This window comes from Pseudoduganella ginsengisoli (assembly GCF_009720865.1).
Lineage (GTDB): Bacteria > Pseudomonadota > Gammaproteobacteria > Burkholderiales > Burkholderiaceae_D > Rugamonas > Rugamonas ginsengisoli.
The window spans coordinates 34,764-47,894 of record NZ_WNLA01000024.1; the positions used below are offsets into that span (position 1 = coordinate 34,764).

Consider the following 13,131-nt stretch of genomic DNA (forward strand, 5'->3'; position numbering starts at 1 on the left):
TAAACAGGCAGGCAGGATGCAGTTCAAGGCAAAACTCCTGATGAATAACAAATGTTGCAATGTTAATCCACTTTTCACTGTGCCAGCGCAGTACGTGATATCCGTGCTAACTGTACCCGCCGATTGTGTACAATGTGCCGTTCAGGCTTTACTTCCTTTCATCCCGCAACGCTAGACACACGCTATGAACCAATTAGAACAGCTCAAGCAATACACCACCGTCGTTGCCGATACCGGCGATTTCCAGTCGATCAAGGCTTATACGCCGCGCGATGCCACGACCAACCCATCGCTGATCCTGAAAGCCGTGCAAAAGGATGAATACAAGCCACTGCTGGAAAAAGCCGTGCGCGACAACCCGAATGCCACGACGGGCGACATCATCGACCACCTGCTGATTGCTTTTGGCACGGAAATCCTGAAAGTCATCCCGGGCCGCGTCTCGACGGAAATCGATGCGCGCCTGTCGTTCGACACGGAAGCCAACGTCGCCAAAGGCCGCGAACTGATCGCCCTGTATGAAAAAGCCGGCATTCCCCGCGAGCGCGTGCTGATCAAGATCGCCTCCACGTGGGAAGGTATCCGCGCGGCGGAAATCCTGGAAAAAGAAGGCATCCACTGCAACCTGACCTTGCTGTTCTCGCTGGCGCAAGCCATCGCGTGCGCGGAGGCGGGCGTGCAGCTGATTTCGCCATTCGTCGGCCGTATCTATGACTGGTACAAGAAGAGCACCGGCATCGATTACGTGGGCGCGGAAGATCCGGGCGTGCAATCCGTCAAGCGCATCTATAACTACTACCGCAAATTCGGCTACAAGACGGAAGTCATGGGCGCCAGCTTCCGCAACACCAGCCAGATCCTGGAACTGGCCGGCTGCGATTTGCTGACCATCAGCCCGGACTTGCTGCAAAAACTGGCCGATACTGACGCGCCGGTCGAGCGCAAACTGGGCCTGGATGCGTCGGGCGGCATCGTGCAACTGTCCGTCGATGAAAAGACGTTCCGCTTCATGCTCAATGAAGATGCAATGGCGACGGAAAAACTGGCGGAAGGTATCCGCGCATTCTGCGCCGACTCCGGCAAGCTGAAACAAATCATTTCGGCCATGCGTTAATCGCCACGTCTCCGTGAAAAGCCCGGTACGGATCACTTCCGTACCGGGCTTTTTTGTTGCTGCATTGTATGTTGCAAGCCTGAAACGTATAACAAAACGTTACATACAACCCTGTTATACAATGGCCAACACCGCTCTGGCCGCCAGCGCCACGGCGTACCGCATCCAACATCCACTCCGAGATATCCATGAGATCAGTTCCACGCTGCCTCCCCATTGCTGTTCTGTCGCTGCTGGCTGCCTGCGGCCACAAAGACGAAAAGGCTGCAGCCGCCCCGCCCCCGCCCCCTAAAGTTGCTGTTTATACCGTCGCCCCTGCGGCCCTGACCTTGTCGGCCGAATTGCCGGGCCGCCTGGAAGCGTCGCGCATTGCGCAAGTACGCGCCCGTATTGCGGGCATCGTGCAGGCCCGCGCATATAGGGAAGGCAGCGACGTCAAGGCAGGCGACCTGCTGTTCCGTATCGACCCGGCCCAGTTCCAGGCGTCGTACGACAGCGCGCAAGCTGCAGTGGCCAAGGCCGAAGCCAACCTGGCGCAGGCGGAACTGAAAGTCAAACGATATAAACCATTGGTGGCGGCGCAGGCAGTCAGCAACCAGGAATACGATGATGCCGTGACAGCGCAAAAGCAGGCGGCGGCGGATTTGGCGACAGCGCGCGCAGCGCGCCAGACGGCCGGGCTGACGCTGGGCTATGCCACGGTGACGGCGCCGATTTCCGGCCGCGTGGGCCGCGCCCTCGTGACGGAAGGCGCACTGGTAGGCCAGGGTGAAGCGACGCCGATGGCTGTCGTGCAAACGCTGGACCCGATTTACGTGACCATTACGCAATCGTCAACGGAGGTGCTGCGGCTGCGCAAGGCGCTCGCTGAGGGCAAGCTGAAATCCGCCGAAGGCAAGAACAATGCGGGCTCCGCGAAGGTCACCTTGACGACGGAAGATGGCCAGCCTTATGCGAAGTCAGGCAAGCTGCTGTTCTCGGACGTCTCCGTCGATGAAAGCACGGGCGCCATTACGATGCGGGCGGAATTCCCTAACCCGGACCGCACGCTGTTGCCAGGCATGTATGTACGGGCAAGGCTGGAACAAGCCGTCAATGAATCGGGCATCGCCGTGCCACAGCAAGCGGTGGTGCGCGGTCCGGAAGGTGCGGCAGTGCTGGTGGTGGGCGCCGACAATAAAGTCACGTCCGTTCCCGTCAAAGCCGATGCGGCGCAAGATGGCAGCTGGATCATCAGTTCCGGCTTGAAGGGTGGCGAAAAGATCATTGTCGAAGGCTTCCAGAAAACCAAGCCTGGTGGCACGGTCACGCCGACGCCATGGCAAGGGCCGCCGGCCGGCAATGCACCGGGCCAGGTCAGCGCACCGGCGCCTGCCGCCACGCCGGGCGCCGCGCCCGCCTCTGCCGCCGCAGCCAAATAAGCGGGAGACCAGATGGCCAAGTTCTTTATCGACCGCCCCGTCTTCGCGTGGGTGATCGCGCTGTTCATCTTGCTGGGCGGGATGCTGGCGATCACAATGCTGCCGGTGGCGCAATATCCGACCATTGCACCACCATCGATCGTGATTTCCGCCACCTATCCTGGCGCGACTGCCCAGGTACTGGACGACGCCGTCACCAGCGTGATCGAGCAGGAAATGAATGGCGCGGACGGCTTGCAATACGTGGAATCGCAAAGCGAAGCCAATGGCAACGTCAGCATCACGGTGACGTTCCTGCCCGGCACCAATCCCGACCTGGCTGCCGTGGACGTGCAAAACCGCATCAAGCGTGTGGAATCGCGCTTGCCGCAAGCTGTGACGCAGCAGGGCGTGCAAGTCAACAAGGCGCGCAGCAATATCCTGATGTTCGTTGGCGCGTCGTCGACCGATGGCACGATGGATACGGCAGCCATCGGCGATTACCTGGCACGCAACGTCGTCAATGAAATCAAGCGCCTGCCGGGTGTAGGCCAGGCCCAGTTGTTCGGTACGGAACGCGCGATGCGGATCTGGATCGATCCGGACAAGCTGGTGGGCTACAAGCTCACGATGGCTGACGTAACGGCGGCGATCCGCGCGCAAAATGCGCAAGTGACGGCAGGTACGCTGGGCGACTTGCCCGCGCCCCGTTCGCAAACGTGGTCTGCGCCGGTCGTCGTGCAGGGCCAACTGACGTCGCCCGAAGAATTCGGCCGCATCGTGCTGCGCGGCGCAGGCAGCGGCGCCACCGTGCGGCTGGCCGACGTGGCCCGCATTGAAATGGCGGCGGCAACGAACGCCATCAGTGCGCGCTTAAATGGCCAGCCGTTTGTCGCCATCGCCGTGCAGCAATCGCTGACGGGCAATGCGCTGGCCACGGCCAACCTGGTGCGCGCCAAGATGGATGAACTGGCGAAGTATTTCCCGCCCGGCCTGCAATACACGATCCCGTACGATACGTCGCTGTTCGTGAAAATCTCCATCGAGGAAGTGGTGAAAACCCTGCTGGAAGCCGTCGTGCTGGTGTTCCTCGTCATGTACCTGTTCCTGCAGAACTTCCGCTACACGCTGATTCCCACCATCGTCGTACCGGTGGCGCTGCTGGGCACCTTTGCCGTCATGCAGCTGGCGGGCTTCTCCATCAACGTGCTGACCATGTTCGGCATGGTGCTGGCCATCGGTATCCTCGTCGATGACGCCATCGTCGTGGTGGAAAACGTCGAGCGCATCATGAGCGAAGAAGGCTTGTCGCCGCGCGCCGCCACCCGCAAGGCCATGGGCCAGATCACCGGCGCCATTATCGGCATTACGCTGGTGCTGATTGCGGTATTCATCCCGATGGCGTTCTTTGGCGGCGCGGTGGGCGCGATTTACCGCCAGTTCTCGCTGTCGATGGTGTCGTCGATGGTGTTTTCCGCCCTGATGGCGCTGACGTTGACGCCGGCGCTGTGCGCCACGCTGTTGAAACCCATCCCGGCCGGCCACCATGAAAAACGCGGATTCTTTGGCTGGTTCAACCGCCGGTTTGCCGCCACCGCCACCGGCTACCAGGGCATGATCGCCCGCATCCTGACGCGCACGGGCCGCTACATGATCGTGTTTGCGCTGGTGTGCGGCGTGGTGGCGTGGCTGTACGTGCGCCTGCCGTCGTCGTTCCTGCCGAATGAAGACCAGGGCTACATCATCGCCAACGTGCAATTGCCGGCCGGCGCATCGAAGAGCCGTACGGAAGAAGTGCTGGCCAAGGTGGAATCGTATCTGCGCCAGCAAAAAGCCGTGGCGCGCACGATTGCCGTGGCGGGCTTCAGCTTCTCCGGCAATGGCCAGAATGCCGGCCTGGTATTCGTGCCGCTGAAAGACTGGAATGAACGGGGACCGGAAGAGGCTGCGGACAAAGTCGCGGGGAACGCATTTAAAGGCTTGTCCGGCATTGCCGACGCCAGCATCTTTGCCCTGAGCCCGCCGCCGATCCGTGAGCTGGGCAATGCAACGGGCGTCACGTTGCGCCTGCAAGACCGCAGCAGCCAGGGCCACGCGGCGCTGGTGGCCGCGCGCAACCAGTTGCTGGGCCTCGCATCGAAAAGCCCGGTATTGAAAGGCATGCGTCCGGAAGGGCTGGAAGATGCGCCGCAACTGCAGCTCGATATCGACCGCGAAAAAGCGTATGCGCTGGGCGTGTCGTTTGCCGACATTAACAATGCGCTGTCGGTGGCGTTCGGTTCCAGCTACGTCAATGACTTCACGTCCAGCGGCCGCCAGCAGCGCGTCATTGCCCAGGCGGACGCACTGCGCCGCCTGCAGCCGGAAGATTTGCTGCGGCTGAACGTGAAAAGCGCATCCGGCGCCATGGTGCCGCTGGCATCGTTCGCGAAATCGGAATGGGTGACGGGCGCCATGCAGCTGGTGCGCTACAACGGCTACCCCGCCATCCGCCTCAGCGGCGACGCGGCGCCCGGTCGCAGCACGGGCGAAGCCATGGCGGAAATCGAACGCCTGGCGCAGCAGTTGCCGCCGGGCTTCGGTATCGAATGGACCGGCCAGTCGCTGGAAGAAAAGACGTCCGGTTCACAGGCGCCTGCCCTGTTTGCGCTGTCGATGCTCGCCGCCTTCCTCGTGCTGGCCGCACTGTATGAAAGCGAATCGATTCCGATTGCCGTGCTGCTGGTCGTGCCGCTGGGTATTCTTGGCGCGCTGCTGGGTGCGACGATGCGCGGCTTGCCGAATGACGTGTACTTCAAGGTCGGCTTGATTGCGATTATCGGCTTGTCGGCCAAGAACGCGATTTTGATTATCGAGTTTGCCAAGGACTTGCAGGCACAGGGCAAGGGCCTGGTGGAAGCCACGCTGGAAGCCGTGCACCTGCGCTTCCGCCCCATCATCATGACGTCGCTGGCGTTTATCCTCGGCGTGCTGCCGCTGGTGATTGCCAGCGGTGCGGGTTCGGCCAGCCAGCGCGCCATTGGTACCGGCGTAATGGGCGGCATGATCACGGCGACCGTGCTGGCCGTGTTCCTCGTGCCGGTATTCTTTGTCGTGGTGCGCCGTATTTTCAAAGGCAGCGAGCGCCAGCGCCGTCTCGCCGCGCATGAACTGGATTTACCGGAGAACCCGGCCAAATGAAACTGAAACTGATTTCTGTATTCGTGGCGGCGGCCACATTGAACATAATGGGCTGCTCGATGGCGCCACGCCATGAACGCCCTGCCGCACCGGTGGCCGATGCGTATCCTGCCATGCCTGCCGTCGCAGGGATGGCAGCGCCGTCCACGCCGCAAGGCAAAGCCGCCTATGACACGGGCTGGCGCGACTACTTCACGGACCCGCGCCTGCAGCAGCTGATTGCATCCGCGCTGGAACACAACCGCGACTTGCGCACGGCAGCGCTGCGCGTGGAAGAAGCGCGTGCGCTGTATGACGTGCAGTCGGCGGACCGTCTGCCGAACGTCAATGCCAATGTCAGCGAGTCGCGGGCGCGCACGCCTGCCGCGTTTTCCGCCACCGGCAAAGCGGCCGTGGGCCAGCGTGCGGATGCCGGCGTGGCGATTCCCGCGTTCGAGCTGGATTTCTTTGGCCGTGTAAAAAGCTTGTCCGATGCGGCGCTGGCATCGTACCTGGCGACCGATGAAGCGCGTCTCGCCGCCCAGTTGACGGTGGTGGCGGAAACCGCGAAAGCGTATTACACGGAACGGGCGCTGGCGGAACAAGCCGCGCTGGCTCAGCGCACTTATGATGCCCGCGCGAAGACGTATGGCTTGACGCAGCAGCGGGTGGAAGCCGGCGCGTCATCGCGGCTGGACTTGCGTTCCAATGAGACGCTGATGGAAACTGCGCGCGTGGCTGCCTTGACGCTGGCGCGCCAGCGCGCCCAGGCTGCCAATGCACTGGCGGTACTGGTGGGCGAGCCGGTGATGGGCAATGAGTCCGGCACGATGCTGTCTGACGCGGCCATCGATGCCATGAGCGCGCTGCCGGAAGGCTTGCCATCGGACTTGCTGGCGCGCCGCCCCGATATCCGCGCATCGGAACAGCGCCTGCAGGCTGCCAATGCCAACATCGGCGCGGCCCGCGCCGCGTTCTTCCCCCGTATCAGCCTGACGGCCGCGCTGGGCAGCGCCAGCCCGACATTTGGCGGTTTGTTTGACGGCGGCAGCGGCACGTGGTCGTTCACGCCGCAACTGGTGTTGCCAGTGTTCGCGGCTGGCCGCAACCAGGCGAATTTGTCGCTGGCGGAAACCCGCAAGCACATTGCCGTGGCCGACTATGAAAAAACCATCCAGACCGCGTTCCGCGAAGTGGCGGATGCGCTGGCGGCGCGCAGCTATCTGGGCGGACAGGTGACGGCGCAGCGGGCGATACAGGAAGCGCAAGCCGAGCGGCTGAAATTGCTGACCCTGCGCTTTGAAAACGGCGTGGCCAGTTCGCTCGACGTGCTCGATGCGCAGCGCGAGCTGTTCAGTGCGGAGCAATCGCTGGTACAGGCGCGCTTGCTGCGGGCGACCAGCGCGATTGATTTGTACAAGGCGCTGGGCGGGGGCATCAAGTAAAACCGGGGCAGCGCCGGCTGGCGCCGCTTGCTGCGGGCCGCTTGCCGTTTTGCCAGCCCTGCCCTTGCTTTGCCAGTTTTACTAACGAGGGCTACCCACCACCCTGTGGGATGCCCCTCCCGGCTACAATACCGCTTTACCCAACCCTGCTAAAACCATGCAATCCCCCATCACCATCCGCATCGGCGAACGCGCCCGCCAGCGCATCCAGCGCGAAGGCTTCCAGGCTGCCGACGTTGCCATCGTGCCTGCCGCGGCAGGCGGCCCGAAAGGCTTGATTCTCAACGGGCTGGATCAGTGGATGTGTGGCGACTTCTTTAAACAGGCCAGGCGCCCGCGCAAACTGATCGGTGCGTCGATAGGCGCATGGCGCATGGCGGCCAGCACCTTTGCCGATCCGGTTGCCGCCCATAAACGGCTGGCGCACTTGTATGCGAACCAGCGCTATCCGGCCAAGGTCGATGCCGCTTATGTCTCGCGCACGTGCCGCGCATTGCTGGAAGAATTGGTCGATGGCCGCAGCGCGGAAATGCTGTCCAGCCCAGACTATCACTTGTCCGTGATTACCGTGCGCGGCGCCGGTCCGCTGGCCAATGCGGCCGGCAGCCGCTGGCGCGAAACATCCGGTTTTATCCGTGCAGCATTGGGGAACGCCGTGTCGCGCAACCGCCTCGCCGGCTCCATGCAGCGCGTGATTTTCCATGACGCGCGCGATGATGCGGCCTGGCTGAAACGGTCCTTCGATGCATTTGAAGGCCACTTTGTCGGCCTGTCTGAAGCGAACGTGCACAGCGCACTGATGGCGTCCGGCTCGATTCCACTGGTACTGGAAGCCGTGACCGATATTCCCGGCGCACCGGCAGGCGCGTACTGGGACGGCGGCCTGATCGACTATCACCTGCACTTGCCGTACCAGCGCGATCCTGGCCTGGTGCTGTATCCGCACTTTTCCGACCACATCATTCCCGGCTGGCTGGACAAATCCATGCCATGGCGCCGCGCCCGCGATGAAGCGCTGGAAAACGTCGTGCTGGTGTCGCCCTCGCCAGCCTTCCTGTCCCGCCTGCCGAACGGCAAACTGCCCGACCGTTCCGACTTCAAAGCTTACGGCCAAAACCACGACACCCGTATCCGCGACTGGCAAAAAGCCATCGGCGAAAGCGAGCGCATGGCCGAAGCGTTTGCACGATGGGTGGAGAAGCCGGATTTGCGGGCGGTAAACGGGTTTGCGTAAAGCCTTACTCGCCTAAAAACATTTCCTGCAAATCATTCAAGAACCGCTGCCCCAGTTCCGTCGGCTTGATCAGCAAGTGATCGCGCACCAATAAGCCCTTGGCTTCCGCTTCATTCAATGCCTTGTCGATGGCATTGATTTGCAGGCCCGTGCGTTCCGGGAACAGTTGCGGCGGGAAGCCGCCGCGCAGGCGTAAAGTGTTCAGCATGAATTCAAAACCCATGTCGGCGCGGCTGATTTCCCGTTCTTCGTGCACGGGATTGCCTGCCTTGACTTGCTCCATATACGTCTTCGGCTGCTTGTAGCGGGCCTGTCGCAAGATGCGGTGGGGGAATGAAATCTTGGAATGCGCACCGGCGCCAATGCCGATGTAATCGCCAAAGGTCCAGTAATTGAGATTGTGGCGCGCCTGGCGGCCCGGCTGTGCATAGGCGGACACTTCATAGTGGCCATAGCCGTGCGATGCAGTCAGCTCGGCAATCATGTCTTGCATATCCGCACTGGCGTCGTCGTCCGGCAGCGCAGGCGGATATTTCGCGAATACCGTGTTCGGCTCCATCGTCAGATGGTACAGCGACAAATGCGGCGGCTTGAAACTGATGGCGGTTTCAATGTCGGTGCGCGCCTGCTCCAGGGTCTGCGATGGCAGCGCATACATCAAATCCAGGTTGAAATTGTCAAACGTGGACTGCGCGATTTCCACGGCGCGGCGGGCTTCCCCACCATCGTGGATGCGGCCCAGCGCCTTCAAGTGTCCGGCGTTAAAGCTCTGGATTCCGATCGACAGGCGGTTGATGCCGCTGGCGCGGTACGACTTGAACTTTTCCGCTTCAAACGTGCCGGGATTGGCTTCCATCGTGATTTCAATGTCTGCATCCATCGGCAGCAACGTGCGCACATCCGACATCAGGCGGTCCAGCCCCGCTGCCGACATCAGGCTCGGCGTGCCGCCGCCAATGAAGATCGTGTGGATCTTGCGCCCCCAGATCAATGGCAGCGCCATTTCCAGGTCCGTGCGCAGCGCGGCCAGGTATTCGTCTTCCGGAAACGCACGGTCTTGCGCTTCATGCGAATTGAAGTCGCAATACGGGCACTTGCGCACGCACCATGGGAAGTGGATGTACAGCGACAGCGGCGGCAGCGCCGTCAAATTCAGCGCGCCCGGCTGCAGGTAATTCAGCGCGGCGCCGGCCGCACCCGCGTAGCTTCCAGCCGGCACATCGGCCGGTTTTGGCGTGGCATTGGACGCTGTGTTGGATGAACCTGCGCCGACAACTTTAATCGGGATCATTTGAGTTTTTCCACCAGCACGCGCAGGGCCTGGCCACGGTGCGACAAACGGTTCTTTTCTTCCGGCGCCAGTTCCGCCACGCACTTGCCCAGTGCAGGAATGTAAAAGTGCGGGTCATAGCCGAAACCACCGTCGCCGCGCGCTGCCTCAATGATTTCGCCATGCCAGCGGCCATCGGCAATCACCGGCTGCGGATCGTCCGCGTGGCGCACAAATACCAGCACGCAGTAGTAATACGCGGATTTATCCGCATGCGCAGCCAGGTCGGCAATGACTTTCGCATTGTTGGCCGCATCCGATTTCGGCTCCCCTGCATAGCGCGCGGAATACACGCCCGGCGCCCCTTTCAGCGCATTGACGCACACGCCGGAATCGTCGGCCAGCGCCGGCAAGCCCGTCAGGCGCGCTGCGTGGCGCGCCTTGGCCAGCGCGTTTTCCACGAACGTCGCAAACGGCTCCTCTGCTTCCGGCACGTTGAATTCGCCCTGCGGGCGCACGTCGAAGCCCACCGTGGCCAGCAATTCGTTGAATTCTTTGAGCTTGCCTTTGTTGTTGGAGGCGAGGACGAGGGTTTGGGTCATGGCAGGTTCCGGCTGAAATTTCAAAGCAGGTATTGTACCGCGCCGCTGCCGCGCCACGCTCCATGCCTTGCCATCCGGAATTGGGTATTGCGCACCACAGTCCGTAACAATTCGGTTTACTTTTCCGACATTTGTAATGAAACTACTAAATTATGTGAGCAAGAAAAGGAGATAACCAAGCCAACTACAGGGAATTTTGTAATCGCAATACAAGCGTTGTGCTGTAACAAAACTAAATCATGTACCGCAACGAAACAATAACGGAGACACCGATGCAAAAGATCCAGCAATACATTTTTGGCGCCGCCCTGGCGCTGTCCGCCGGCGCCGCCATGGCGCAAACCAACGGCACCATGCTGCAGTACTTTGACTGGGATTCCAGCGGCGATGGCCAGCACTGGAACCGCGTAAAAAACAATGCCGCCGCCTGGGCCAACCGGGGCGTGACGGCGTTCTGGCTGCCGCCCGCCTACAAGGGCAGCGGCGGCGTCAATGACGTCGGCTATGCCGTGTACGACTTGTTCGATCTCGGCGAATTCAACCAGAAAGGCGCCGTGCGCACGCGCTGGGGCACCAAGGCGGAATACATTGCCGCCATCGATGCGGCGCACGCGAACGGCATCCAGGTCTATGCCGACATCGTGCTGAACCACAAGATGGGCGCGGAAACCACGGAGTGGACCACCGGCGTGCGCGTGGACCAGAACAACCGCAATGTCGAATACGGCGGCGACGTCAGCCTGCAAGTGTGGACCAGCTTTAACTTCCCCGGCCGCCTGCAAGCCGACGGCACCCTCAAGTACAACAATTTCCGCTGGACCTGGTACCACTTCGACGGCACCGATTACGCGCAAAACCTGGGCGCCGATGGCTGCACCAATTGCCGCATTTATAAATTCCGCGGCACTGGCAAGGGCTGGGATCCGGAAGTGTCGACCGAGTACGGCAACTACGATTACCTGATGGGCGCCGACGTCGACTTCCAGCATCCGGACGTGCGCCAGCACTTGAAAGACTGGGGCGTGTGGTACACCAATACCGCCAAGCTCGATGGCTTCCGCATCGACGCGGCCAAGCACATCATGGCGTCTTACTATCCTGAGTGGCTGTCGTACGTGCGCAGCGCCACCAGCAAGCCAAACGCGTATGCCGTGGCTGAATACTGGGACAATGACATCAACCGCCTGAACAATTACGTCAACACGGTGAATCCAGGCTCCGCCACGACGATGTCCGCATTCGACGTGCCGCTGCACGCGAAGTTCCAGGCCGCCGGCAATGCATACGGCAGCTTCGACATGGGCTCCCTGCTGACCAACACGCTGGTGTCATGGCAGCCGACGCGCGCCGCCACCTTCGTTGACAACCACGACACGCTCGATGGCCGCGGCCTGTCGTCCAAGGTGCAGGACTGGTTCAAGCCGATGGCCTATGCCACGATCCTGCTGCGCTCGGGAGGCTATCCAACAGTGTTCCTGGGCGACTATGAAGGTGTGCCAGGCAAGGTCGCGAACCACTCGTGGGTGCTGGACCAGTTGATGAAGGCCCGCAAATTCCACGCGTACGGCGTCCAGAACGATTACTTCGACCATGCCGACGTCGTCGGCTTTACCCGTGAAGGCAATGCGCAGCACTGGTATGGCCTGGCGGTCCTGATGAACGATAACCAGACCACCACGGGCTACAAGTGGATGTACGTGGGCGCCGCGCATGCGAACCAGTGCTTCACCGACATCACCAACGCGGTGGCGTCGCAAGTGTGCGCGAATGCCAGCGGCTGGGCCAACTTCCAGGCGCCGCCGGCAAAAGTCACGGTGTGGGTGCGTGCAGGTAAATACGGCCTGAACACCAACTAAGCGTTAAGCGACTTTCAGCACCAGCTTGCCGTTGTTATCCCCCGTGAACAGCTTGTTGAACGTGTCAGGGAACGTGTCAAACCCTTCCACCACGTGTTCACGGGTTTTCAATTTGCCCGCTGCGATCCAGCCGCCCATGGCAGTAATGGCTTCCATGGCGCGGTGGTAGTAATCCGCCACCATGACACCCCGCATCGTCGCGCGCTTGACCAGCAATTGCAGGTAGTTGGCCGGGCCGTGCATGGCTTCCTTGTTGTTGTACTGTGAAATCGCGCCGCAAATCACAATGCGCGCGCCATGGGCCAAACGCATCAGCACCGCATCGAGAATCGCGCCGCCCACGTTATCAAAGAACACATCGACACCATTGGGCGCCAGCTCTTTCAGCGCTGCGGCCACGTCATCGTTCTTGTAATCGATGGCGGCATCAAAACCCAGTTCTTCCGTCAGGTAGCGCACCTTATCGGCGCCGCCAGCAATACCGATGACGCGGGCGCCGTTGATCTTCGCAATTTGCCCGACCAGCGCACCCACCGCACCGGCCGCGCCAGAGACGACCACCGTGTCGCCTGCCTTCGGCTGGCCCACGTCGAGCAAACCAAAGTATGCCGTCAAGCCAGGCATCCCCAGCGCGCCAAGGAACAGCGGCAGCGGCGCCAGCGATGGATCCACCTTGGTCAAGCCCTGGCCATTCGAATACGCATATTCCTGCACGCCCAGCAGCCCCGTCACATAATCACCCGCAGCAAAGTTGGGATGCTTCGAGGCGATGACTTTACCGGCCGCGATGGCGCGCATGACGTCGCCCAATGCCACCGGCGGCATATACGATTCTTTGCTTTCATTCATCCAGCCGCGCATGGCCGGATCCAGCGAAATATACTGCACTTGCACCAGCACTTCGCCGTCCTGCACGTCGCGCAGCGCTTCGGCGGCCAATTCAAAATCAGCCGCTTGCACGGCGCCTTGCGGACGGCGGATCAGGCGAAACGAACGAAATGCACGGTTGGGGGTGGTCATATCAGGCTCCAGTGAGTTAGTTGATGGGAAG

General features: G+C 61.4%; 9 protein-coding genes. 6 read left to right on the forward strand and 3 right to left on the reverse strand.

Annotated features, from left to right (window positions below):
- Positions 1-184 precede the first annotated feature (184 nt).
- The 5 genes from tal to GM668_RS25360 all read left to right on the forward strand — a co-directional run bounded on the left by tal (position 185) and on the right by GM668_RS25360 (position 8,352).
- Positions 185-1,114, forward strand: a complete 930-nt coding sequence (gene tal, locus GM668_RS25340) for a transaldolase (protein WP_155441762.1) — start codon at positions 185-187, stop codon at positions 1,112-1,114.
- Between the two features lie 188 nt (positions 1,115-1,302).
- Positions 1,303-2,535, forward strand: a complete 1,233-nt coding sequence (locus GM668_RS25345; RefSeq protein ID WP_155441763.1) for an efflux RND transporter periplasmic adaptor subunit — start codon at positions 1,303-1,305, stop codon at positions 2,533-2,535.
- 12 nt (positions 2,536-2,547) lie between these two features.
- Positions 2,548-5,694, forward strand: coding sequence for an efflux RND transporter permease subunit (locus GM668_RS25350; protein ID WP_155441764.1), 3,147 nt, complete (start codon positions 2,548-2,550; stop codon positions 5,692-5,694).
- Positions 5,691-7,118, forward strand: coding sequence for an efflux transporter outer membrane subunit (locus GM668_RS25355; RefSeq protein WP_155441765.1), 1,428 nt, complete (start codon positions 5,691-5,693; stop codon positions 7,116-7,118). Before GM668_RS25350 ends, GM668_RS25355 begins: the two co-directional genes overlap by 4 nt.
- A 157-nt stretch (positions 7,119-7,275) precedes the next feature.
- The gene (locus GM668_RS25360; RefSeq protein ID WP_155441766.1) at positions 7,276-8,352 is read left to right on the forward strand and encodes a patatin-like phospholipase domain-containing protein; all 1,077 of its coding nucleotides are present in this window, start codon (positions 7,276-7,278) and stop codon (positions 8,350-8,352) included.
- Positions 8,353-8,356: 4 nt separating this feature from the next.
- On the opposite strand, the gene hemW is transcribed toward GM668_RS25360, so the two are convergent.
- Entirely contained in the window at positions 8,357-9,643 is a 1,287-nt protein-coding gene (gene hemW, locus GM668_RS25365; RefSeq protein ID WP_155441767.1) for a radical SAM family heme chaperone HemW, read from the reverse strand.
- The gene (rdgB, locus tag GM668_RS25370) at positions 9,640-10,224 is read right to left on the reverse strand and encodes an RdgB/HAM1 family non-canonical purine NTP pyrophosphatase (protein WP_155441768.1); all 585 of its coding nucleotides are present in this window, start codon (positions 10,222-10,224) and stop codon (positions 9,640-9,642) included. The genes hemW and rdgB overlap by 4 nt, the downstream gene beginning before the upstream one ends.
- Before the next feature lie 272 nt (positions 10,225-10,496).
- On the opposite strand from rdgB, the gene GM668_RS25375 reads away from it, so the two are divergent.
- Positions 10,497-12,080 (forward strand): alpha-amylase, encoded by a 1,584-nt coding sequence (locus GM668_RS25375; RefSeq protein ID WP_155441769.1) that lies wholly within the window; start codon positions 10,497-10,499, stop codon positions 12,078-12,080.
- Between the two features lie 3 nt (positions 12,081-12,083).
- Here GM668_RS25375 and GM668_RS25380 read toward each other — a convergent pair whose 3' ends face one another.
- Positions 12,084-13,100, reverse strand: coding sequence for an NADP-dependent oxidoreductase (locus tag GM668_RS25380; RefSeq protein ID WP_155441770.1), 1,017 nt, complete (start codon positions 13,098-13,100; stop codon positions 12,084-12,086).
- Positions 13,101-13,131 lie beyond the last annotated feature (31 nt).

What these genes read in the sequence shown, in the direction of transcription:
- GM668_RS25360 (WP_155441766.1), top strand. Translation starts at nt 7,276, where the DNA reads ATGCAATCCCCCATCACCATCCGCATCGGCGAACGCGCCCGCCAGCGC.
- GM668_RS25380 (WP_155441770.1), bottom strand. Translation starts at nt 13,100, where the DNA reads ATGACCACCCCCAACCGTGCATTTCGTTCGTTTCGCCTGATCCGCCGT.
- GM668_RS25355 (WP_155441765.1), top strand. Translation starts at nt 5,691, where the DNA reads ATGAAACTGAAACTGATTTCTGTATTCGTGGCGGCGGCCACATTGAAC.
- GM668_RS25375 (WP_155441769.1), top strand. Translation starts at nt 10,497, where the DNA reads ATGCAAAAGATCCAGCAATACATTTTTGGCGCCGCCCTGGCGCTGTCC.
- tal (WP_155441762.1), top strand. Translation starts at nt 185, where the DNA reads ATGAACCAATTAGAACAGCTCAAGCAATACACCACCGTCGTTGCCGAT.
- rdgB (WP_155441768.1), bottom strand. Translation starts at nt 10,224, where the DNA reads ATGACCCAAACCCTCGTCCTCGCCTCCAACAACAAAGGCAAGCTCAAA.
- GM668_RS25350 (WP_155441764.1), top strand. Translation starts at nt 2,548, where the DNA reads ATGGCCAAGTTCTTTATCGACCGCCCCGTCTTCGCGTGGGTGATCGCG.
- hemW (WP_155441767.1), bottom strand. Translation starts at nt 9,643, where the DNA reads ATGATCCCGATTAAAGTTGTCGGCGCAGGTTCATCCAACACAGCGTCC.
- GM668_RS25345 (WP_155441763.1), top strand. Translation starts at nt 1,303, where the DNA reads ATGAGATCAGTTCCACGCTGCCTCCCCATTGCTGTTCTGTCGCTGCTG.